The following is a 20,545-nucleotide window of genomic DNA, read 5'->3' as shown; positions in this document are numbered from 1 at the left end:
CGCGCATAAAGTGCCTATGGCTGAGACATTATCGCACATAGTGGCGATACGCTATATCTCGTTCAGGGAGTTTAGCCGTGAACCGAGAAACCAAACTGCTGCATGCCGGACCGATAAGCGATGAAGGGTTCAGGAGCCTTTCCGCGCCGGTCACGCGTGCCTCCACCATCGTCTTTCCGTCTTCCGACGCGTTCGAGCGCCGCTACGACCGGTTCTATGACGGTTATACCTATGGCCTGTACGGCACGCCGACGACCCGTACGCTTGAGGCACGGCTCGCCGAGTTGTACGACGCGGACCACTGCCTTTGCCTGCCGTCGGGCCAATCGGCGACCGCGCTCGCATTGACCTCCCTTTTGAAAGCAGGCGACCGCGTTCTCGTCACATCCGCCGCATATGGTTCGACACGCAGCTTCTGCCATGACACGCTTTCACGGTTCGGTGTCGAAACGGTTCTCTACGAGCCAGCCGCCGGAGCAGGCGTCGCTCGCCTGATCGACGAGCGCACGCGGGTGATCGTGGTGGAATCGCCCGGTTCCAACACTATCGAGATACAGGACATACCGGCGATCGCAGGCGCCGCCCGTGCGGCCGGAGCCTGCGTGCTCGCCGACAACACATGGGCGTCTGCGCTAAACTGCAACCCGCTTGATCTCGGTGCGGATCTTGTCATGGAAGCCTTGTCAAAACATGTGGGTGGGCATGCGGATCTTCTGCTCGGTGCCCTGGTCACACGCGATGAAGGATTGTACCGGCGGCTGAAAGACACCGGCAGGACCATGGGTCTCGGCATCTCGGCCGATGACGCCAGCCTCGCGCTGCGCGGGCTTCAGACGATGCCGCTGCGGTTGGAGCGGGAGGGGATATCCGCCTTGACGCTCGCGCGCTGGCTCCAGTGCCGTTCAGAGATCGGCGATGTGCTGCATCCTGCCCTGCCGAACCACCCGGGCCATTCGATCTGGCGGCGTGATTTCCAGGGTGCCAGCGGCCTTTTCTCGGTGAGGCTGGCACCACCGTTCCAAGCCAATGTCTCCGCTTTCGTGGACTCGCTCAAGGTCTTCCGTATCGGTGCAAGCTGGGGAAGCACGCAAAGCATCGTCACGCCTCAACTGGATGTATCCGCGAACCAGGCATTGCCTGTTCCGGGCAGCAACAGGATCGTCCGTTTCTCGGTCGGTCTAGAGCCGGTCGAGGACCTGCAGGCGGATATCGAGGCGGCCCTGAATGCCTTGGTCGCGGATGTGGTGCACGAGCACTGGATTGATGAAGAGGGAACAATCACAACAAGAGGAAGAGAACGATGAAGTACGCAATTCTGCTGACCAGCGCCATCGCTGCTGCTATACTTTCCGGCGAGCCGGTTCACGCCCAATCCATCGTCGACAAGGTCCGGGAACGGGGATATGTGAGCTGCGGCGCCAGCCAGGGGGTGCCCGGCCTGTCACGCCCCGACGAAAAGGGAGAGTGGACCGGTTTCGACGTCGACAGTTGCCGAGCCGTTGCCGCCGCGGTGTTCGCGGACAGCAAAAAGGCACGGTTCGTTCCACTGAACGCGGCCCAGCGCCTGCCTGCCCTTCAGACGGGCGAGATCGATGTCCTGTCGCGGACGACGACATGGACCTACACACGCGACACCGCGGTCCGCTTCGTGGCGATCAACCTCGTCGACGGCGACGCCATCATGTTGAGCAAGGCGTTGAACGTCCAGAAAGCGGCTGACCTCGATGGGTTGACGATCTGCCTGCAGGGCGGTGGCAGCCTGGTCGAGAACGCGCTCGACACGATCGAGCAGGACAATGCCGTCAAGGTCCAACGCGTCTATTTCGATTCGACCATCCTGGCGCGGGATGCCTATTTCGGCGGACGTTGCGACGGCTATATGAGCGACGGCTTCGCCATTGCCGGCCAGCGTGCGTCTGTCGCTGGCAATCCGGAGGAGCATGCCATCTTCTATAGCGGCGCGACCACCGAGCCGCTCGCTCTAGCCATCCCCCGTGGTGACGACCGCTGGTTGGACATCGTGCGCTATGCGTTCAACGCCATGGTCTGGGCCGAAGATCGCGGCATCACCTCGCAGAATGTCGATGAAATCAAAACGACGAGCGGCGATGCAGAAACGCGCAAGGCGCTGGGGGCCGAACCCGGCATCGGCGAGCCGCTCGGTTTGGACGACGCTTGGATCTACAATGTCATCAAGCAGGTCGGAAACTACGGCGAAGTCTTTGACCGCAATCTTGGGGCACAGAGCGCGCTCAAGGCCGAGCGCCGTCTCAACGCCCTCCCGCGCGATGGCGGCATCCTATTCCCGATTGCGTTCAAGTAACCGAACCGGACCATTGCCCGGTCGCAGCGGCCGGGCAATGCATGCAGAGGAGATTCAGATCATGCTGCAGGATGCCCGCTTTCGTGCGGCTGCCGTTCAGCTGATGTTGTTGGCTGGCGTTGCGACCTTCGGGATCGCCTTGGTCTCCGCCACGGCGCAAAACCTTCAGCTTCGGGGCATACCCGTCGGTTTTGGCTTTCTCTGGAAACCGGCGAATTTTCAGATCGCGGAGACGATCCTTCCCTATTCGTCCTCCGATCCGAACTGGTGGGCGGCGGTCGTCGGCCTCGCCAACAGCCTGTTCATTTCAGTCCTCGTGATCGTCATCGCCAGCGTCATTGGCCTCTTCATCGGCATCGGGCGCCTGAGCAACAACCCCCTGATGAGCGGCCTTTGCCGTGGTTGGGTTGAGATCGCCCGCAACACGCCGCTCGTCGTCCTACTCATTTTCACCTACGCGCTTTGGTGGGAGGTTTTGCCTCTCGCTTCGCAAGCGTGGAAGCTGGGCCCCGGCACGCATCTTTCGGTGCGGGGACTTTCCATGCCGGCGCTTCACTGGTCGGCATCGGGGGTAATGCCGCTGGCATTCGTTGGCGCCGGCCTCCTGGGCGTGTTCACGGCATCCCGCGCCGCCCACAGGCGGCAGTCTCGTACGGGCCGGCGCCCGCCTTATGTCTTATGGGCATGGATTGCCGTGGCATCGGGCGTGGCCCTGCTTCTCATGCTCTATCGCAATGCGTTATCGATCGAGTTGCCCGAATTCCGCCGTGCAAACTTTGTCGGCGGCTGGTCGCTGACGCCCGAACTGACCTCCATCCTGATCGGCCTTACATTCTATACCGCGGGTTTCGTCGGGGAAATCGTTCGCGGGGGGATCGTCGCGGTACGCAGGGGACAGTGGGAAGCCGCCACTGCGTTGGGTTTAACTCGGGCGCAGACCTACCGGCTGGTCGTCTTGCCGCTTGCCCTGCGCAGCATCGTCCCTCCGATGAATAGCCAGTACATCAACGTCATCAAGAATTCGACCCTCGCGATCGTGGTCGGCTACCAGGATTTCATGACGGTCATGAGCACTATGATCAACAAGACCAGCCACGCGATCGAAGGCGTCGCGATGATCCTCGGCGTCTTTCTCCTCGTCAACCTCGCCCTGTCCGCGCTGCTCAACGCGTACAACCGGCGCATCGCCATCGTGGAGCGTTGAAAATGGTCGAAATCGCCTACAACGTACCGGCGCTTACCAGTCGCCCTCTCACGAGACGGTTGGCGCCGTTTTTCGGCACGCCGCTCAATGCTGTCTTGACGATAGCGCTGGTCGCGCTTTTGGTCCGTATCGGGTGGCCGCTTGCGGATTGGGCGATCTTCGAAGCAGCCGTGCTTCCCGCCGAGCCCCAGACCTGCCAGGCGGCGACAGGCGCCTGCTGGAGTTTTCTCCTCGCCAAGTATGGGCAGATCCTCTTCGGCATCTATCCGCCCTCGGAACGGTGGCGCGCCGCACTGGTGTGCGGATTAATCCTCGCGACACTGGTGGTTTCCGCAAGGCCGTCGTCATGGCGGCCTTGGCTCGCCCTGGCCTGGCCGGGCATGATGATCGTCGTGCTGTGGCTCATGAGCGGCGGTTTCGGTCTGCCCTACGTGCCCACAAGCGCCTGGGGCGGCCTGCCGGTGACGCTTATCCTCACCGTCTTCGCCATCGGCCTCGGATTTCCGGCGGCAGTGCTTCTGGCTCTCGGCCGCAGGTCGCATATGCCTGTTGTGCGAACATTGAGTATCCTGGTCATCGAGACGATCCGCGGTCTTCCGCTTCTGAGCCTTCTTTTCGTCGCCTCGATCCTGCTGCCGCTCTTTCTTCCGGATTGGCTCCTCCCGGACAAATTCGTCCGTGCGCTTCTTGCGCTCACGGTTTTTGCGGCGGCTTACCTCGCGGAGGTGATACGGGGTGGGCTCCAGTCGATCTCTGCGGGCCAGGCGGAAGCGGCAGGAGCGCTGGGCCTCGGATATTGGAACACCCAGCGACTGATCATCTTGCCGCAGGCGATCCGCATCGTCATCCCGGCGCTGACCAACACCATCATCGTGATGGTGAAGAACACCAGCCTGGTTCTGGTGGTGGGCCTCTTCGATCTCATCAGTTCCGGCAAGGCGGCACTGTCCGATCCGGACTGGCCAGCACCATCGACAGAGACCTTCCTGTTCATCGGTCTGATCTACTTCATTCTCGCCTTTTCCTTTGCTCGTTTTGCCGACTTCCTGGAACGCCGCGGTAAGGAGATGCTTTGATGGCTGCCACTCCCATTGCAACACTCGCGATAAGTATCGAGAATCTTGGGAAGTCCTATGGCGATTTCGAGGTCTTGAAGAGCGTCAACCTCTCTGTCGCGCAAGGCGAGAAGATTGTTATCTGTGGACCCTCCGGCTCTGGCAAGTCGACGCTGATCCGCACGATCAATCGGCTCGAGGAGCATCAGCGCGGCAGGATCATCGTTGACGGGATCGAATTGACCGGTGACCTGAAGGGGATCGAGAAAGTCCGATCGGAAGTTGGAATGGTTTTTCAGCACTTCAATCTCTTCCCGCACTTGACCATACTGGAAAACTGCACCCTCGCGCCAATCTGGGTTCGCAAAATGCCGCGCCAACACGCGCAGGAGATTGCGATGGAGTTCCTCCGAAAGGTCCGCATTCCGGAGCAGGCCGATAAGTATCCCGGGCAGCTCTCGGGCGGTCAGCAGCAGCGTGTGGCGATCGCGCGGGCGCTGTGCATGAAACCTCGCATTATGCTGTTCGACGAACCGACATCGGCGCTGGACCCGGAGATGATCAAGGAGGTGCTCGACACAATGATCGAACTCGCCAACGACGGTATGACCATGCTGTGCGTCACGCATGAGATGGGTTTTGCGCAGGCGGTTGCCGACCGCATCGTTTTCATGGATGGCGGAAAAGTGATCGAAGAAAACCGGCCGGCGGAGTTTTTCAAGTCGCCGCGAAACCCGCGCGCGCGCGCGTTTCTCAGCCAGATAGTCGGGCACTTAGGTCGATCGTTCACAGACGGTCCAACCGCGGATTGAACACCGCCGGCGATGGAGGCGATGATGGGCGGCTGGGGAGCGGCAGTTCGCCGCGCGACATCTCGCTTTGCCGGTTACGATTGACCAAAGTGTTCCGAACAGGCAGGCGATATCCTGCAATCGTGCAAGATTGTGAAGGAGAAACCACATGCTTAAACGACGAGACGTATTGCTGGGTGCAGCGATTGGCACCATAGCGTTGACGGCGCTGCCTGTCAGAGCGGCAACGAAAGACCATCAGGTGATGATGCTCAACAAAGGCAAGAAGGGCGCGATGGTCTTCGAGCCCGATTTCATTTTGGCCGCGCCTGGCGATACAGTGACCTTTGTGCCCGTCGACAAGGGCCACAATGCCGAGACCATCAAGGGATTGATCCCGGATGGAGCGAACGCGTTCAAAGGCAAAATCAACGAGCAGATCACGGTAACCGTCGAGCAGGAAGGCATCTATGGTGTAAAATGCCTTCCGCACTATGGAATGGGGATGGTGGCGCTCATCGCGGTGGGGCAGCCGGTCAACCTGGAACAGGCCAGGACGGTGAAACATATAGGCAAGGCAAAGAAGGTGTTCGAGGAACTGCTGGCGCAGGTGCCGACGACGTGAGTTCTTGAAGCAACGCCACACACGAGCCGGCTTCTTGTCATGCCATGACCGTTATGCATCTGTGCGCAACGGTACACGTCGTCCGGCTCGGCGACTTTGTGCGCAGGATAGGCAATCATCGCGGATTGAGGCGAGAAGAGCGTGTAGCCGTGCGGCGTGGCGCTCCGCCGCCCCAATCATCCTATCAACCCGCTGTCATCGTTGATGACGGCGACCCGATATTCAGGACCGTGCAGCGACATGAACAAATTCAAAGCTTTATTCTTAACGTCGTTTGCAATGACAGTTCTGACAGCCGCCCCGGCAACGGCGCACTCCGTGCTCAAGAATTCGTCGCCAAGTGCCGATACAACCGTGGAAGCACCAAGGTCACTTGAGCTCACGTTCTCCGAAACCGTCAACCTGCGCTTCAGCAATATCGAACTCATCGGGCCTGATGGTGCGGCGGTGCGAGTGGGCAAGCCTATCAATTCGCAGGATGGTCATACGCTTCTTGCGCCCCTTCCGGAGCCGCTGCCTTCAGGCAGGTATGATGTCAAATGGGATGCTCTTTCCAAGGATGGTCATAAGATAAACGGCAATTTCAGCTTTCTCGTCAAATGAGGTGCCGTGAATGGCGGACCCGGTAATTGTCCTCATCCTGTGCCGGGGCGCAATATTCGGAGCAGCCCTTATGATCTGGGGGGCGTCATTGTTTCGCTGGCGCCTCCAGCCTCATGCAGAGAGGATGCGTTTCGAGGGCTGGATGATTCTGTGCTTGGTTGTCGCGGTCATTATTCTCCTGCCGGCACAGGCGGCCCGGGTTTCTGACGGGTGGGGCGATATTTTTGAACCGGGCCTTCTTCGGGATGTCATAGTTTTCACCACGCCCGGAAGGTCGTGGGCTCTCCAGGCGGCGGCGATCACGGTGGCTGCGTTTGCATTTGTCATGCAATGGACAAGGGCCACCGTGCTGTCGATAGTGATCGTGTTCATTGCCCAATCGATGACCGGACATGCCGCAGCATCCGAAGGCGTATTCGGGTATGTGCGGCAGGCGAATGACGTGCTTCACCAGATCGCTGCGGGAGCTTGGTTGGGTGCGCTGCCGTATGTCTTGCGGCTTCTGCCGGACGTGGAAAAGCTTGACGCGAAGATGATTCTTATCCGTTATTCAGGCGAGGGCCATTTTTGGGTTTCGCTTCTGCTCGTGACCGGGTTGATTGCTACTCTTTGGATCTTCGAAGGAATACCGCTTGACTGGAGCATTCGCTATCAGCTGCTTTGGGCTTTGAAGGTGTTCGTGACAATGGCCATGGTCGGACTTGCGGTGTGCAATCGTTACTTCCTGGTGCCGCGTCTTCGGGACAGGCCCGACGCATTGTCGGCGCTCGCGAGAGCAACCAGACTCGAGATCGCGCTTGGGCTATTGGCCGTTGCGCTGGTTGCATGGTTTGGAACGCTCGAACCACTTTGAGCGGTGTCTTCGGCTCTCCGAGTGTCAGGCGCATGGACGCGCGAGACGGGAATCATTAATAATCTGGACACGTTGATCAGGAATGAATCGGAGTGGTGATGAATTTCGGACGGTTGATCGCAGGTGCGAGCCTATCGGCTCTCTGGTCTTTTGTCGGCAACGGCGCATGGGCTCATCCGTCCGCGATGGTCACGGGAAATTTCACGTCTCAACCAATCGGTCATTTTGAGTTCTGCAAGCGAAACGCGTCAGAATGCACGTTACGTTCCAGGAAAACGGCGCCATTGCCAATGTCGAGCGAGTTCCTTGCGCAGTTGCAACAATTGAATGTTTCAGTGAACAAGGCAATCAAGCCCATAAGTGATTTTGATCTATACGGAGTGGAAGAATACTGGACCTATCCAGTCGATGGAGGCGATTGCGAGGACTATGTGCTCGCAAAACGTCGTGTTTTGATCGAGGATGGTATCCCGTCGTCAACGGTGCTCATTACGGTATTGCGTCGACCGAACGGTGAGGGGCACGCCGTTCTGACGGTGAGAACCGACATCGGAGACGTCATTCTTGATAATCTGACAGATGCCGTCTTGAACTGGGACGAAACTGGCTACACTTACCTGAAGCGACAGGCGGTCGACCATACGGGGCGCTGGGTGTCCATTCGAGACGGCGACGCTCCGCTGGTCGGTTCCGTTCACTGAAGTTCGGGGTCGAGGAGGTTTCGTCTGCAGAGCTTTTTTCGTCTCGACCAAACTGCGACACGAGCACGGCGACAATCGCAGCAGCCGCCGAATTGCTGGTCATCCAAACCATGCCGAGCGGAACTTAAAGCTCTGGCACCCGCGATCGAGCGGTCCTGACAGTAAGAGCTTTACGTTCAGGCTCATACGGTGCGGAGTGTTGATATGGTAATCGTCCCGGCGTCCAAAGCTGAACTTCGGAAAGAGCAGCGCAAAATCCTCTTGAGAAGCGGTGCGGCTGCCATGGTGTGCATGCTGGCCCTCGGTGGCACGCAATACCTTCTACGCGGCGCCAAGGTTTTCCCCGACGAAAATCTGGAATCGCGGCTATTCTTCATAGCCGCCGCGAACTTGCTTCTCGTCGTTTGGGTCATCATAGGCGTCGCCATGGTGGCACGAGGCCGACGTCATTCTGCGGAAGATATCGGCGGATCGGCGTACTCTCGCCCGAGCTCTAGAATTGCCGTTGCAGCCGCTTTTCTTCAGAACACGCTCGAACAATTCGTCATCGCGTCCGTGACGTTATCCGCGCTCGTGATGCTGGAAGGCGCGGCGATGATGCCGTTTATCGCGGCTTCTGTGGTCCTGTTCGGTGTCGGCCGCGTTTGCTTCTTAGTCGGGTACTCAAAAGGGGCCGGTGGCCGTGCGTTTGGAATGGCCCTGACTGCGCTCCCCAGCATCGCGGCGTTCGTGATCGCGTTGGCGCACTTGATCACGCGGGTCTGGCAAACGTGATGCTGACGACGTCAATTCTGGCATACTGATGGATCGGCATAGGCCCCGGCGGGCTTGAATCCGACCCTTCGTTTGAATCCGTCGTAAAAATCGTGGCGCGCGTTTACGCCTCTTGCACCTCAAGTACCTAGAGGTTTTATGATCCGGCTCCTTTGATTTGGAGACGAGATGTTCAGGCGACAATTTCTGGGATCGACCGCGGCAGCTTTCACCTTGCTGGCCGCAAACCGCGTTGTTGCGCAGACGGCCGCCACAGGCTCGGCGACGGACCTCTTGCAGCCGGGGCCGTTGCCCGAGCGGATTCTGGGGCGCGACGACGCACCGGTTACCGTTATCGAATATGCGTCGATGACATGCGGGCATTGCGCCAACTTTCACTTGAATATCTGGCCAGCCTTCAAGGCAGAGTTCATCGATACGGGTAAGGTCCGCTTCATTCTCCGCGAGTTCCCGTTTGATCCGCGCGCGACCGCCGCCTTCATGCTCGCCCGCTGCACGGGTGACGACAGATGGTATCCGACGGTCGACCTCCTCTTCCGTAACCAGCCGCGCTGGGCGCGTGCTCAGGACGGCAAGGAAGGGTTCCTCTCGGTCCTGTCGATGACCGGTCTCAAGGAGGCCGATCTTGAGGCTTGCCTTAGCGACCAGGCGCTGCTCGACAAAGTCAATGCGGTCGCGGCCAGAGGTCAGGAACTTGGCGTCGATTCGACGCCGACCTTCTTTATCAACGGCGAAAAATACACCGGCGTAATGCCGATCGAGCAATTGCGCGCCGTCATCGAACCGATTGTCGCGGGAGCAAAGAAGTGATGCTGCTGAAAATCAGGAACGTCTTTCTTTCCGCGCTCTTTCTGGTCGCTGTTCCAGCCTTCGCCGAGGAACGGGCGGATCAGGTAGCAGCTCGCGTCGGAGATTCCGAGATTCTGGAATCCGACGTATCGTTCGCAACCTCGTTCCTCGGCGATCCTAATCCCAAGGCAACACCCGAGGCACGCAAGTCCGCGGTCGTCGATGCGCTGATCGACCTCAAGGTGGTCTCTGACGCCGCGATCAAGGACGGGCTGGAGAACGACGAGACGTTCAAGCGGCAGATGGTGTTCCTGAGGCAACAGGCGCTTCGGCAGGCCTATCTCGCCAAGGCTGCCGCCGCCGCTGTAACCGAGGACGCACTGCGCAAGGTCTATAACGAACGGGTCGCCGCCATGCCGTCGGTCGAAGAGGTTCGCGTCCGGCACATCCTGCTGAAGGACAGGGCTGGCGCTGAGGCGGCGATGAGGGATATAGCCGCGGGCAAGTCCTTTGAAGAGGTGGCCGGGAGCGTTTCGCTGGATGAGACGTCGAAGAAGAGCGGCGGTGATCTTGGCTTTCTGACAATGGAACAACTCCCGCCGGAGCTGGGAGAGGCGATCGTAACGATGAAGACCGGTGAGATTGCCGCAAAGCCCGTGGAGACGCCCTTCGGCTTTCATGTCGTAAAACTTGAAGAGCGGCGCAAGCGTGAACCACCGGCATTCGAGGTTGTGTCGACGGAGTTGCGCCGTGGCATGGAAGCCCAGGCGGTGAGCAAGATCGTCGCTGACCTCAAGGCGGCCGCGCGGATAGAGAAGCTCGTGCCCGATGTTGCGATGCCTGAGGGATCGGATGACGGACACGAGCATGGTGCCGAGGGCGGGGAATAGCGCAACTCTATCGTTTCTTTCGTGCAATCCCGTTCCCTTGTTCTGATTATTCTCGTGTCCCGGCATCTCATGCGGTCGCTCCATTCTCTGCTGCCAAAATTCCTCGCCGTCTCTCTCATCGCGATCATGCTATCGGGATGCGTTGCCATGGAGCTCGCCGAACTCTCCAGCGAGCCGCCGAAGCTTTCCGCCGCCGTCGTGGCCGCGATGGCGAAGAAGGGTATGCGGCCTGAAGATCCTGTCCTTGTGCGGATATTCAAGCAGGAGAGTGAGCTGGAGGTGTGGAAGGCGGATGCATCAGGCCGTTACAAGCTCTTCAAGACCTATCCGATGTGCCGCTGGTCCGGCAAACTCGGCCCCAAGACGAAAGAAGGCGATCGCCAGGCGCCGGAAGGCTTCTATCATGTCTCGGCCGGGATGCTGAATCCGCAGTCGCAGTACTATGTCTCGTTCAATCTCGGTTATCCCAACCGTCTTGAAGCTGCGCTCGGCTACACCGGTGAGGCGCTGATGGTCCATGGCGCCTGCTCGTCGTCGGGTTGCTACGCCATGACCGATCAGGGCGTCGGTGAGATCTATGCCATCGCTCAGAAGGCGCTGCAAAGCGGTCAGGACAGCTTTCAGGTCCAAGCCTATCCGTTTCGCATGACCGCGGAGAACCTCGCCAAGCATCGAGGGGATTCGAACATGCCGTTCTGGCTCACCCTCAAGGAGGGCTACGACCAATTCGCTTTTTCGAAGCGCCAGCCGAAGGTCGCGGCCTGCGAACGGCGCTATGTGTTCAACAGGGAGTTCGAGGGGGGCGATCCGCGCAATCCGCTCGCCGCCTGTCCGGTATCGTCCAGCGGGGCTTCGGCCGACCTCCTGTCAATGGTGGCGACGGAGCGTGGCAAGGTGGACGCGGCGCTTGCCGCCGAAAAGTCGGCCGCGGCGCTCGCTTATGTGGACGGCGGAATGCATCCAAGCTTCCGGGCTCTTTTGAAGAAACAGGGGGCCTCGAAGCTGGCGGAGGATATCTCGATCATAAAATATCCGGTCAGTCGGCCGGAGGCTGCGCTTGCCGATCCCTATTCGGGCACGTCTGCTGTCAGCGGGGCGTCGGATGACTGATCCAAGTGACGTTCGACAGCGTGCGCGCATGATCCGGCGGAAGAACCGCGTCATGCTTTTTGTTCTGCTGGGCTTCGTAGTCTCTGTCATTGCCTACAGCGCTTTTCACATTCGCAGCGAAATGAAGACGTCGACACCGTCGGCAGCTGCTGCTGAAACCGGTAAATAGTCGGCGTCGAGAAAAGGGACCAACATGCTTGAAGACACCAACACCGTCGCGCGCCGCGGATTTCTTCTCGGGACGCTTTCCATGGCGCTGGCGGCCTGTTCCACGACATCCCCCTCCGCCGTGCCCAGCGTAGCACGACGTCCGATGGGCGTGCCGAGCGAGGAGGAACTGGCCGCTCGCTATGCCGCGATGGAGGATGGCGGTCATCAGCTGCCGGCCGTTCCCTTCCGGCAAATTGATCCAAAATTCTACCGCCAGCGTGTTTTCAATACGACGGGCGAGCCAGCCGGCACTGTGGTGGTCGATACCGGTTCGAAGTTTCTCTATGTCGCGGAGCCCGGCGGCACCGCGATGCGCTACGGGGTTGGGCTTGGCCGCGCGGGATTTGCCTGGGAAGGCGAGGGGGTTATCCAGTGGCGCCAGAAGTGGCCGCGCTGGAAGCCGCCGGCGGAAATGATCGCGCGCCAACCCGAGCTTGCGAAATTCTCTGTCGAGAACGGTGGACAGGAGCCAGGGCCGGACAATGCGCTCGGCGCCCGCGCGCTCTACATCTTCCAGAATGGCGAGGACACGCTTTACCGTCTGCACGGAACACGTGAGTGGAACTCTATCGGAAAATCCGTGTCCTCCGGCTGCGTGCGGTTGGTCAATCAGGATGTCATCGACCTCTACACCCGCGTGCCTTCCAAGGCACGCATTGTCGTACGCACGTAGATCATGCGGTTGGTAGTTGAAAGAAAAGGCGAGCTCGCCGCCTTGTTTGCGTTCGGCGCCGCAATCTTCCTCGTGGACATCGCTCTCAAGCACTTCATGGTCACGGCGGTGATGAACCCGCCGCGGATCATTCCCGTCACACCGTTCTTCAATCTCGTGCTCGTCTACAATCCCGGCGTCAGCTTCGGAATGTTCGCCGAATGGATATCGGCGGCGCCACAGCTTTTTGCCGTTCTGAAAGCATGCATCGTTGCCGGGCTCCTGTCGTGGGCCGCTCTTTCGCGCCGGATGGTTGAGCGGCTGGCACTGTGCATGGTCGCGGGAGGAGCGATGGGCAATCTCGTCGACCGGTATGCCGACGGCCAGGTCACCGACTATCTGGATTTCTATGCGGGACAGTGGCATTGGCCATCGTTCAACCTTGCCGATGTGGCCATCGTGGCTGGTGCGGGCCTCATGATCGTTGTTGCTTCTTTCCACAGAGACACTGCAACGAGCCAATCATCATGAAAGCGAGGCGGCCGGAGCCACCGGTTCGACAGCTTACGGCCTTGAGGGCCACTCGGGATGCAGCCGATCAATGACAACGGCATGGGCATGGCTATGCCCGCCGCGCCGCACTCCTTCGGCGAGGTGCGGGTGATCGACAGGCAGGTCGTCGTGGTCGTGCTCGATCTCCACGTTGTCGTTCGCTGGCCACAGCGCCATCGCGACGGCGAAGCCGGACGTCGCGAGGAGCGCGAGGCAAAGGGCGGCTGCGGACAGGCCGATCGTTGCGCCGAGCCAACCGGCGAGCGGATAGGTGACGAGCCAGGCGGCGTGGGAGAGCGCGAAATGCGCCGCAAACAGGGCCGGTCGGTCTTCCGCATGCGCGGATCGCCGCAACAGCCGGCCGGAGGGCGTCTGGGCGATCGAATAGCCGATGCCGAGGAGACACCAGAGCGGCAAGAGCGTGCGGATGCCGTCGACGGCCGAGGCTGCCAGAAGCCCGGCAATCAGGACCGCCGCTCCAGCCAGCATGACCGGGCGGTCGGGAATAGTGTCGAGGAGTTTTGGAAGGAAGAGCGCCGCCAGCATCGAGCCGCCGCCGAACGCGGCGAGCGCAAGGGCCGTGCTTTCCTGGGTCAGGCCGAAGGTGGACTGCACGATCACGACCGTGTTGACGATCACCATCGAGCCGGCGGCCGAGACCGAAAGGCAAATCGCGAGAAGGCCGCGCAGCCGCGGCGTTGCCAGATAGAGACGAAGGCCCCGCGTGGTCCGTTCGTAGACACTGCGACGCTCGGTCTTCGAAGGCGCGGGAAGCACGACGGAGACGACGAGCGCCGAGGATACGAGAAAGCCGATGACCGTGCCGCCGAACAGCGAATGGAAAGAGATGATCGTCAGGAGCGCTGCAGCCAAGGCGGGGCTGATGAGGCTTTCGAGGTCATAGGCGAGCCGGGAGAGCGATAGCGCTCGCGTATAGTCCTTTTCGTCCGGCAGCACCTCGGGGATCGTCGCCTGGAAGGCCGGGGTGAAGGCGGCCGAGGCCGATTGCAGGACGAAGATCAGGACGTAGACCTGCCAGACCTCGGTGACGAAGGGCAGGCAGAGGGCGACGGCGGCGCGTACGAGGTCGAGTGCGACCAGCAGCGGCCGCCGTGGAAGCACTTCCGCGAAGGCGCCCGCGATCGGTGCGATGCCGACATAGGCGATCATCTTGATGGCGAGTGCCGTACCCAGCACCGCGCCGGCGTCAGGTCCGGCGATCTCGTAGGCGAGCAGGCCGAGGGCGACCGTCGCCAGACCTGTCCCGACCAGCGCGACGACCTGCGCCAGAAAGAGGTGGCGATAGGTTCGGTTCTGGAGGACGCCGAGCATGCTGTTTCCGATCGGTCAGAGATATTTGGTGATCGCCTTGAACTCGGCCATGGCGCTTCGCTGGTCGGCGGGCAGGGGGCCGACCACATCCTCGAGGCAATGGTCGAGATGGTCCTGGATCAGCGCGCGCTTGGCATTGGTGACCGCCTTTTCGACGGCATGAAGCTGTTGTGCGAGATCGAGGCAGGGGCGCCCGTCCTCGATCATCGCGATGATGCTCTTCAGATGTCCCTCGGCCCGCTTCAGCCGCTTGACGATCTCGGGATGGGTCTTGTGCCTGTGCTCGCTCATATGCATAACCTATCCCCCTGGATAGGATATTGCAATTGTGGGCACGGCGTCACATTCGTGATTGCGCCGCGCCTACAGCCAGCGTTGCACCGGGCGTTTATCGGCCAGATAGTGTTGCCGAGAAAGCGCGCCGGGACCTGTTCCTCACTGCGAGCGCATAGACCAATCAGATCTTCACCAGCATCGCGGTCACGTACATGAGTGCGATGCCGAGGGCGAAGCCGCCCAGGACCTCCTTCGAGAACAGGATGTCCGTACGGTCCTCGTCGTTGCGGAGCATGAACAGCGTCACCTCGATGATGACCTGGAGAATGGCGCCGGCACCGATCGCGAGCGCAAGTGCCGACCAATGGGGGGCGTAGGCGAGGCTGCCGATCCACATGCCGAGCACGGCCGGGCCGCCGGCGATCAGCGTCAACAGTACGAACTGGCGGAAGGTGGGTCTGATCTTGAGGAGCGGTGCGGCGATGCCTATGCCTTCGGTGATGTTGTGCAGCGTGAAGCCCATGACGAGGAAGGTGCCGAGGCCTGCGGAGCCGGCCGCGAAGGCGCCTCCGATGGCAAGGCCCTCGCCCATGTTGTGCAGGCCTATGCCGATTGCGATGTAGGTGGCGAGCGCCACGCCGCTCGGCCGTCCGCCCCGCCGCGAGACGGCCATTAGTAACAGGAAGGACGCGGCGGCGGCAAAGACCACCATTGCGCCACCCTGGAAGACGGGTGCGGATGCGCCGGCAAGCTCGAAGGCCTCCGCTACGGCGTCCACTAAGAGGAACGCGAGGAGGCCGACTGTCACCGCGAGCAGGAACCGCATGGCGCTCAGTCCCGCGCCGCGTAGCGCCGGATAGAACATCAGGCCGATGGCGACGGGCAGAATGCCGACGAAGGCGCCGAGGATGGCTTGCGACCGGAGACCGTTCGAGGTCACCTCCGGCGTGGGAACCGCGACCGGGATCTCGTGCTCGAACGTTGCGCCGGTGCTGGTGACGACGGTGACACGGTGCGCCTCGCCGAGAACCCAGGGGAAGGGAATGGAAATCCAGGCCGACTGCCCGCGGGGAAGCGGGCCGGGCGGGTCGAGCGTGAATTGCCAATAGGCGGCATCGACCTGGACCTGTGCGATCTTCAGCGGCTCCGAGCCGCCGGCGCGTACAAGAAGCCGTACCCCGCCGCCGTCGAGCGTTGTGCGCTCATAGGTGAGGTTCTCGACGGGCGGCGCGCCGTTTTCGAAGCTTCGGAGCGGATTGGTACCGAAGAGCCAGGCAATGGCCGCCGCCAAAACCAGGAAAGGGATGACGGTCCAGAGGAGAGCGGCGCGCCGGCTAGGTGATGCGGCCTGGCTCGAAGCGGTTTCGTCGGTCATGCCACTTCCTCCACGACTTCGAACATTCCCATCCAGCCGAGCTCCGTGAACTCCGACTGGTGCGCGTGGAACATGTAGAGGCCCGGTTCATGGTCCGCATGTTCGCCGAAGGTGAACTCCAGAATGCCGCGCTGCGCCTGGCACTGCATGATGAGGTCGACGGTCTTCAGAGTCGGCGTCAGGGTGGTCCCTTGGTCGAAATAGTCGAAGAAGTTGCCGTGGATGTGGAAGGAGTTGATTGGATCGAACTCGGTGAGGTTCGCGAGGTAGATGCGCACCGGACGGCTCTTCTCGATGCGGATCGGTTTCTTGGCGTAGCAGTGAGCGATGGTGTTGCAGGCATAGAACTCGTTCTCGCCGTCGAAATTGGTGTCGAAGGCATTCATCACCATGGCGAGTTCCTGCCATCTCGCATTCTCGGGCGAGCCGTGCAGCCGGCTGAGCGCCACCTCGCGGAATTCTGGTCGAAGTTCCGGATCGGGATCGATGACGAAGAGACCGTACATGCCCTTGTGGATATGCCGCGCGAGCGGCAGGGCATGGCAGTGGTAGAGGTGACAGCCGAAGGGGCGGGCGTCGAACTCGTAGACGAACTCCTCGCCTGGGTTGATGACGCCCGCGCCAGGAATCCCGTCCATGCGCGCGGCATGAATGCCGTGAAAATGCATGGAGTGCGGATGAGAACCGTAATTGCGCAGAATGATGCGCAGCCGCTCCCCTTCCATCGCGCGGAGCGACGGCCCGGGCACGCGACCGTTGAAGGTCCAGGCGGGGAACATGACGCCGGGCGCGATCTCGATCTCCTTGTCCTCGACCTCGACTTCGAACGTACGCAGCCGACGGCCGTCGGGGAGGGTGGAGACGCTCCCGAGATCCCAGTCGGTCAGCATCGACGTCGGATCGAAGCCGTTGCGCTCGTTATCGACGTCGCCGACGGTGATCATCGCTCCATGTGCCTGCATATGCGGCGGCGCGGCATCCCTTGTGCCGGCTTTGCCGTCAGACGCCGCGGAGATCTGGTGGCCCTGATGCTGGGCGGCGGCATCCTGGCTCAGCGCTGAACGGGCGGCGAGGGCTGCGCCGCCGGCCGCCGCCAGGCCCGCACCGAGCAGCTTTCGGCGTCCGAGGTCGAATGGCAGCCAGTTTCGCATTGTCCCGTCCTTTTGATAATGGTTCTTAATAGCAATAACAGCACATGCTCTTAGTTATAGCAATAGCTATGTTCGGAACTGCTGATGCTTCGGTCGCCTCCGGAAAAGATGACGATCGCGGAAAAATCATAGCGCAGGCTATGAATTCGCAATAAACTGGATAAAATCTCGGGAAAGGCATGATGACAGCAAGTCGCAGCAAATCGGCAAACAAACACTCGCTCGTTGACGCCGATACCCATGTCGAAAGCTTCCGCCAGACGCGCTCCAACCGGCGCAACGAACTCATCGAGGATTATGTCGAACTGATCGATGACCTCATCCTCCATGGCGGAGAGGCGCGGCAGGTCGATATCGTACAGAGGCTGGGCGTTGCGCAGCCGACCGTCGCAAAGATGCTCAAGCGTCTCGCCAGCGACGGCTTCATTCAGCAGAAGCGCTATCGCGGCATCTTCCTGACCGAAGCCGGCAAGGCACTGGCGGCCAGGAGCCGAGAGCGACATCGGATCGTCGAAGGGTTCCTGCGCGCCGTCGGGGTCGGAGAAGAGGCCGCGCGCATCGACGCCGAAGGCATCGAGCACCATGTCAGCGACGAGACGCTTGCCGTCTTCAAGGCTTTCCTCGACAAGGCGGGGCCGCCCGGCCGCGCTTGACCTATCCTGACCGTGATGTGCCTACGGCAGGGGGCGCGGCGCTTCATCCAACGATGGAGCGTTCGTGGCATTGAAGTTCGCTTTCGCAGATCCGATCCCACGACAATTTTGCCCACAGTCCCTGCTGTATGACGAGAGTGGCGCGCTCTGATCGGAGTCACGCTGCTTGACCCTCTAGCTGCTTGAGGGTCCATAATTCGGGAATCAAGGCGATATCGGACATTGCATGAGCGTTCGGGACAAGAGATCGGAAGACGATGGGTGGCTGACGCTGTTCCTCGCATGGATGGTTGCGCTTATCGCTTCGCTCGGGGCTCTCTTCATCGGCGAAGTCATGGGCCAGACGCCGTGCATCTTATGTTGGTATCAGCGCGCGTTCATGTTTCCGCTGGCGCTAGTCCTGGCGGTTTCCGCCTTTCGCATGGACCGTGGCGTATGGCGCTATGCGTTGCCGCTGAGTGGAGCAGGTCTGTTGATCGCGACATACCACGTCCTGCTATATTACGGCTTCATTCCGGAGGCAGTCGTTCCTTGTGGGAAGGGGCCTTCCTGTACTGATGCGAAGATGACCATTTTCGAGGTGATCCCGCTGCCGGTGCTGTCACTTCTGGCATTCGCCGCGATTTCATTCCTCCTCCTCATCGACCGAAGGGAGCATGCCCGATGAACCGAGCGCTCGTCATCACTCTCACCGCGCTTGCCGCGCTCGCTGTTTTTGGAGGAGGTGCCTACTACTACACTGCGCAGCAGAAAGAACATGCGGCTTCTGTCACAGCGTCGGCGGATACGCTCGTGCGCGCGCATTCGCCGATTCTGGGTAAGGAAGACGCACCCGTCACGATCGTGGAGTTCTTCGACCCCTCATGCGAGGCCTGCCGCGCCTTCTTTCCGCTTGTGAAGAATATCCTGGCGACCTATCCGGATGATGTGCGTGTGGTGATCCGCTATACCACATTCCACAAGGGCTCCGACGAAGCCGTGCGCATCCTCGAGGCGGCACGCAAACAGGACAAGTTCGAGCCGGTCCTTGCGGCGCTTGTGGACAAGCAGCCCGAGTGGGCTACTCACGGGGAGCCTGACATGAAGCGGGCCTGGAACATTGCCGGTGAGGCGGGTCTGGAACTCATGGGCGCCCGTCTCGACAGCGTGAAGCCGGAAGTTGATCAGGTGCTTCAGACCGATCTAGCGGACGTCAAGGCGAACAATGTCGAGCAGACGCCTACGTTCTTCGTCAACGGCAAGCTGCTGGTCAATTTCAGCCCGCAGGGCTTGATCGATCTGGTGAAAGGCGAAGTCGACAAGACGAGTTGACAGCGCTCTTGCAAGAAATCGCGGCTTGTCCGCCTGTAGGGCGCTTCACGGCTGGTGGTAGGTTCGATGTCCCTCACCAATGCTTGGAGGTCGATAGGGTGAGCAACTGCCTTGGCCGAGAAAGTTTGAAGGTCACGCCCCGCCCACTTCCGCGAGATTGCGCAGTTTCTTCAGACGGGTTTCTCGCGGCTCGTGCATGTCCAGCATACCTTGGAACCGACCATCCGCATCCATGAGAAAGATGCCCGCTGTGTGGTCCATTGTATAGCTGCCGCCCTCGGTATCGACCCTTTTGGCTGTTGCCCGGAACGCTGACAGCGCCTGATCCGTTTGCTTCCGCGTGCCGCGCACCGCGATGATCCTCGGATCGAATGCTTCCATGTACAGCGAAAGCAGGTTCTGCGTGTCACGTTCCGGATCGACGGATATGAGAAGCGCGTTGAACGCATCGGCCTGCGGACCGAGTTCCTTCATGAGATCCGTCAGTTCGAACAGCGTGGTCGGGCAGATGTCCGGGCAGTGCGTAAAGCCGAAGAATGCGAGGTAGGGCCTGCCGCGTAGGCTTCTATCCGACACGGCCTCGCCGCGATGGGACGTCAGTTCAAACGGGCCGCCGATCCCGCCGGTGGGCTCGGTTTCGGCCATATTCGCAAGAACCAGAGCTCCGGAGACGAGGCCGCCAACCAACAGGGCGGCGATTGCGGATCCGAAGAGCGCACGTCGGCTGTAAATCGACGTCATGGGGTTGCGCCATGGCCCTGATGGTCTTCGTTTTCAGCCGGCTGTTTCGCGCCCATGCCCTGAACCGCGAATTCAACCTTGATCTCGCCGGCCTTTTCGAAACGGAGTGTCGCCTCGACCTTTTCGCCTTCCTTGAAAACCTTCGTGGGCTTGATGAACATGAGGTGGGTAGCGCCTGGCGCAAGCTCGACCGTTTCACCCGGTTTGATCGTCACCCCTGCGGTCAGTAGTCGCATGCGGGCGACGCCATCTTGAAGAGTCGACTCGTGCACTTCAACCGCCGTTGCGATCGGAGAGCTGCCGCCAAGGAATGTGTCAGATTCGGCGCCGGTATTCGTGATCTTCAGATAGCCGCCGGCAACGGGAGCGACCATCGGCGTTGCACGCGACCAGGGATGATCGATCTGCAGATCACCAGCGCTATAATCATGCGCAAATGCGGCGGGCCCTGCTGCGAGGGAAAGCGTGAACATAAGAACAGGGGTGAAAAGACGTTTCATGTCAGCCTCTGAGTAAGGAGCGCGATCCGGACCTTGGCCCGCGACCCCGCTCTACACCCTCTAGCAGCTTTAGG

General features: G+C 60.6%; 24 protein-coding genes. 18 read left to right on the top strand and 6 right to left on the bottom strand.

The window, feature by feature from the left end; translation table 11 throughout:
- Positions 1–77 precede the first annotated feature (77 nt).
- The 15 genes from metC (at position 78) to lspA (ending at position 13,111) form a co-directional block, all read left to right on the top strand.
- The gene (gene metC, locus AABF56_RS37060; RefSeq protein WP_242224967.1) at positions 78–1,304 is read left to right on the top strand and encodes a cystathionine beta-lyase; all 1,227 of its coding nucleotides are present in this window, start codon (positions 78–80) and stop codon (positions 1,302–1,304) included.
- Positions 1,301–2,323, top strand: coding sequence for a transporter substrate-binding domain-containing protein (locus tag AABF56_RS37055; protein WP_064334802.1), 1,023 nt, complete (start codon positions 1,301–1,303; stop codon positions 2,321–2,323). The genes metC and AABF56_RS37055 overlap by 4 nt, the downstream gene beginning before the upstream one ends.
- Before the next feature lie 61 nt (positions 2,324–2,384).
- Positions 2,385–3,527: an amino acid ABC transporter permease gene (locus AABF56_RS37050; RefSeq protein WP_064334840.1), complete on the top strand. Its 1,143-nt coding sequence runs from the start codon at positions 2,385–2,387 to the stop codon at positions 3,525–3,527.
- A gap of 2 nt (positions 3,528–3,529) precedes the next feature.
- Complete coding sequence (locus AABF56_RS37045; RefSeq protein WP_064334803.1) at positions 3,530–4,603, top strand: amino acid ABC transporter permease; 1,074 nt, start codon at positions 3,530–3,532, stop codon at positions 4,601–4,603.
- Positions 4,603–5,394 carry an amino acid ABC transporter ATP-binding protein gene (locus AABF56_RS37040; RefSeq protein WP_064334804.1) on the top strand — a complete coding sequence of 264 codons (792 nt, stop codon included), beginning with the start codon at positions 4,603–4,605 and terminating at the stop codon, positions 5,392–5,394. The genes AABF56_RS37045 and AABF56_RS37040 overlap by 1 nt, the downstream gene beginning before the upstream one ends.
- Before the next feature lie 148 nt (positions 5,395–5,542).
- The gene (locus tag AABF56_RS37035; RefSeq protein WP_064334805.1) at positions 5,543–5,998 is read left to right on the top strand and encodes a pseudoazurin; all 456 of its coding nucleotides are present in this window, start codon (positions 5,543–5,545) and stop codon (positions 5,996–5,998) included.
- Positions 5,999–6,238: 240 nt separating this feature from the next.
- Positions 6,239–6,601 (top strand): copper homeostasis periplasmic binding protein CopC, encoded by a 363-nt coding sequence (gene copC / locus AABF56_RS37030; RefSeq protein ID WP_168169022.1) that lies wholly within the window; start codon positions 6,239–6,241, stop codon positions 6,599–6,601.
- Between the two features lie 10 nt (positions 6,602–6,611).
- Positions 6,612–7,454: a copper homeostasis membrane protein CopD gene (copD, locus tag AABF56_RS37025; RefSeq protein ID WP_064334806.1), complete on the top strand. Its 843-nt coding sequence runs from the start codon at positions 6,612–6,614 to the stop codon at positions 7,452–7,454.
- Between the two features lie 98 nt (positions 7,455–7,552).
- Positions 7,553–8,155: a transglutaminase-like cysteine peptidase gene (locus AABF56_RS37020; protein ID WP_064334807.1), complete on the top strand. Its 603-nt coding sequence runs from the start codon at positions 7,553–7,555 to the stop codon at positions 8,153–8,155.
- A 204-nt stretch (positions 8,156–8,359) separates the two neighbouring features.
- Positions 8,360–8,929: an MAPEG family protein gene (locus AABF56_RS37015; protein ID WP_064334808.1), complete on the top strand. Its 570-nt coding sequence runs from the start codon at positions 8,360–8,362 to the stop codon at positions 8,927–8,929.
- A 168-nt stretch (positions 8,930–9,097) separates the two neighbouring features.
- Entirely contained in the window at positions 9,098–9,739 is a 642-nt protein-coding gene (locus tag AABF56_RS37010) for a DsbA family protein (protein WP_064334809.1), read from the top strand.
- The gene (locus AABF56_RS37005; RefSeq protein ID WP_064334810.1) at positions 9,739–10,608 is read left to right on the top strand and encodes a peptidylprolyl isomerase; all 870 of its coding nucleotides are present in this window, start codon (positions 9,739–9,741) and stop codon (positions 10,606–10,608) included. The genes AABF56_RS37010 and AABF56_RS37005 overlap by 1 nt, the downstream gene beginning before the upstream one ends.
- 69 nt (positions 10,609–10,677) lie before the next feature.
- Positions 10,678–11,718, top strand: a complete 1,041-nt coding sequence (locus tag AABF56_RS37000) for a L,D-transpeptidase family protein (RefSeq protein WP_064334811.1) — start codon at positions 10,678–10,680, stop codon at positions 11,716–11,718.
- Positions 11,719–11,911: 193 nt separating this feature from the next.
- Positions 11,912–12,601 carry a L,D-transpeptidase gene (locus AABF56_RS36995; RefSeq protein WP_064334812.1) on the top strand — a complete coding sequence of 230 codons (690 nt, stop codon included), beginning with the start codon at positions 11,912–11,914 and terminating at the stop codon, positions 12,599–12,601.
- Positions 12,602–12,604: 3 nt separating this feature from the next.
- Positions 12,605–13,111 carry a signal peptidase II gene (gene lspA / locus AABF56_RS36990; protein ID WP_064334813.1) on the top strand — a complete coding sequence of 169 codons (507 nt, stop codon included), beginning with the start codon at positions 12,605–12,607 and terminating at the stop codon, positions 13,109–13,111.
- A 33-nt stretch (positions 13,112–13,144) separates the two neighbouring features.
- Here the strand turns inward: lspA and AABF56_RS36985 are convergent, their stop codons facing one another.
- The 4 genes from AABF56_RS36985 to AABF56_RS36970 form a co-directional block, all read right to left on the bottom strand.
- Positions 13,145–14,464: an MFS transporter gene (locus AABF56_RS36985; protein WP_064334814.1), complete on the bottom strand. Its 1,320-nt coding sequence runs from the start codon at positions 14,462–14,464 to the stop codon at positions 13,145–13,147.
- Between the two features lie 15 nt (positions 14,465–14,479).
- A complete protein-coding gene (locus AABF56_RS36980) occupies positions 14,480–14,755 on the bottom strand; it encodes a metal-sensing transcriptional repressor (RefSeq protein WP_145926154.1) in 276 nt (91 codons plus the stop codon).
- A 166-nt stretch (positions 14,756–14,921) separates the two neighbouring features.
- Entirely contained in the window at positions 14,922–16,115 is a 1,194-nt protein-coding gene (locus tag AABF56_RS36975; RefSeq protein WP_064334816.1) for a ZIP family metal transporter, read from the bottom strand.
- A complete protein-coding gene (locus tag AABF56_RS36970) occupies positions 16,112–17,266 on the bottom strand; it encodes a multicopper oxidase domain-containing protein (RefSeq protein ID WP_064334817.1) in 1,155 nt (384 codons plus the stop codon). The genes AABF56_RS36975 and AABF56_RS36970 overlap by 4 nt, the downstream gene beginning before the upstream one ends.
- Positions 17,267–17,448: 182 nt before the next feature.
- Here AABF56_RS36970 and mntR point away from each other — a divergent pair, with 182 nt between their 5' ends.
- The 3 genes from mntR to AABF56_RS36955 all read left to right on the top strand — a co-directional run bounded on the left by mntR (position 17,449) and on the right by AABF56_RS36955 (position 19,230).
- Positions 17,449–17,919, top strand: a complete 471-nt coding sequence (gene mntR, locus AABF56_RS36965; RefSeq protein ID WP_145926160.1) for a manganese-binding transcriptional regulator MntR — start codon at positions 17,449–17,451, stop codon at positions 17,917–17,919.
- Between the two features lie 226 nt (positions 17,920–18,145).
- A complete protein-coding gene (locus tag AABF56_RS36960) occupies positions 18,146–18,586 on the top strand; it encodes a disulfide bond formation protein B (RefSeq protein WP_064334819.1) in 441 nt (146 codons plus the stop codon).
- Entirely contained in the window at positions 18,583–19,230 is a 648-nt protein-coding gene (locus tag AABF56_RS36955; protein WP_064334820.1) for a DsbA family protein, read from the top strand. The genes AABF56_RS36960 and AABF56_RS36955 overlap by 4 nt, the downstream gene beginning before the upstream one ends.
- 132 nt (positions 19,231–19,362) lie before the next feature.
- On the opposite strand, the gene AABF56_RS36950 is transcribed toward AABF56_RS36955, so the two are convergent.
- Positions 19,363–19,971, bottom strand: coding sequence for an SCO family protein (locus tag AABF56_RS36950; RefSeq protein ID WP_242224970.1), 609 nt, complete (start codon positions 19,969–19,971; stop codon positions 19,363–19,365).
- Positions 19,968–20,471: a copper chaperone PCu(A)C gene (locus tag AABF56_RS36945; RefSeq protein WP_064334822.1), complete on the bottom strand. Its 504-nt coding sequence runs from the start codon at positions 20,469–20,471 to the stop codon at positions 19,968–19,970. Before AABF56_RS36945 ends, AABF56_RS36950 begins: the two co-directional genes overlap by 4 nt.
- Positions 20,472–20,545 lie beyond the last annotated feature (74 nt).

This window comes from Shinella sp. WSC3-e (assembly GCF_945994535.1).
Classification (GTDB): Bacteria; Pseudomonadota; Alphaproteobacteria; order Rhizobiales; family Rhizobiaceae; genus Shinella; species Shinella yambaruensis.
The sequence above is the reverse complement of the archived record's forward strand: the minus strand, read 5'-3'. Positions and strand labels throughout refer to the sequence as shown.

Coding starts and splice junctions, on each gene's coding strand:
- AABF56_RS37055 (WP_064334802.1), top strand. CDS start 1,301: ATGAAGTACGCAATTCTGCTGACCAGCGCCATCGCTGCTGCTATACTT.
- AABF56_RS37050 (WP_064334840.1), top strand. CDS start 2,385: ATGCTGCAGGATGCCCGCTTTCGTGCGGCTGCCGTTCAGCTGATGTTG.
- AABF56_RS37045 (WP_064334803.1), top strand. CDS start 3,530: ATGGTCGAAATCGCCTACAACGTACCGGCGCTTACCAGTCGCCCTCTC.
- AABF56_RS37040 (WP_064334804.1), top strand. CDS start 4,603: ATGGCTGCCACTCCCATTGCAACACTCGCGATAAGTATCGAGAATCTT.
- AABF56_RS37035 (WP_064334805.1), top strand. CDS start 5,543: ATGCTTAAACGACGAGACGTATTGCTGGGTGCAGCGATTGGCACCATA.
- copC (WP_168169022.1), top strand. CDS start 6,239: ATGAACAAATTCAAAGCTTTATTCTTAACGTCGTTTGCAATGACAGTT.
- copD (WP_064334806.1), top strand. CDS start 6,612: ATGGCGGACCCGGTAATTGTCCTCATCCTGTGCCGGGGCGCAATATTC.
- AABF56_RS37020 (WP_064334807.1), top strand. CDS start 7,553: ATGAATTTCGGACGGTTGATCGCAGGTGCGAGCCTATCGGCTCTCTGG.
- AABF56_RS37015 (WP_064334808.1), top strand. CDS start 8,360: ATGGTAATCGTCCCGGCGTCCAAAGCTGAACTTCGGAAAGAGCAGCGC.
- AABF56_RS37010 (WP_064334809.1), top strand. CDS start 9,098: ATGTTCAGGCGACAATTTCTGGGATCGACCGCGGCAGCTTTCACCTTG.
- AABF56_RS37005 (WP_064334810.1), top strand. CDS start 9,739: ATGCTGCTGAAAATCAGGAACGTCTTTCTTTCCGCGCTCTTTCTGGTC.
- AABF56_RS37000 (WP_064334811.1), top strand. CDS start 10,678: ATGCGGTCGCTCCATTCTCTGCTGCCAAAATTCCTCGCCGTCTCTCTC.
- AABF56_RS36995 (WP_064334812.1), top strand. CDS start 11,912: ATGCTTGAAGACACCAACACCGTCGCGCGCCGCGGATTTCTTCTCGGG.
- lspA (WP_064334813.1), top strand. CDS start 12,605: ATGCGGTTGGTAGTTGAAAGAAAAGGCGAGCTCGCCGCCTTGTTTGCG.
- AABF56_RS36985 (WP_064334814.1), bottom strand. CDS start 14,464: ATGCTCGGCGTCCTCCAGAACCGAACCTATCGCCACCTCTTTCTGGCG.
- AABF56_RS36980 (WP_145926154.1), bottom strand. CDS start 14,755: ATGAGCGAGCACAGGCACAAGACCCATCCCGAGATCGTCAAGCGGCTG.
- AABF56_RS36975 (WP_064334816.1), bottom strand. CDS start 16,115: ATGACCGACGAAACCGCTTCGAGCCAGGCCGCATCACCTAGCCGGCGC.
- AABF56_RS36970 (WP_064334817.1), bottom strand. CDS start 17,266: ATGCGAAACTGGCTGCCATTCGACCTCGGACGCCGAAAGCTGCTCGGT.
- mntR (WP_145926160.1), top strand. CDS start 17,449: ATGACAGCAAGTCGCAGCAAATCGGCAAACAAACACTCGCTCGTTGAC.
- AABF56_RS36960 (WP_064334819.1), top strand. CDS start 18,146: ATGAGCGTTCGGGACAAGAGATCGGAAGACGATGGGTGGCTGACGCTG.
- AABF56_RS36955 (WP_064334820.1), top strand. CDS start 18,583: ATGAACCGAGCGCTCGTCATCACTCTCACCGCGCTTGCCGCGCTCGCT.
- AABF56_RS36950 (WP_242224970.1), bottom strand. CDS start 19,971: ATGACGTCGATTTACAGCCGACGTGCGCTCTTCGGATCCGCAATCGCC.
- AABF56_RS36945 (WP_064334822.1), bottom strand. CDS start 20,471: ATGAAACGTCTTTTCACCCCTGTTCTTATGTTCACGCTTTCCCTCGCA.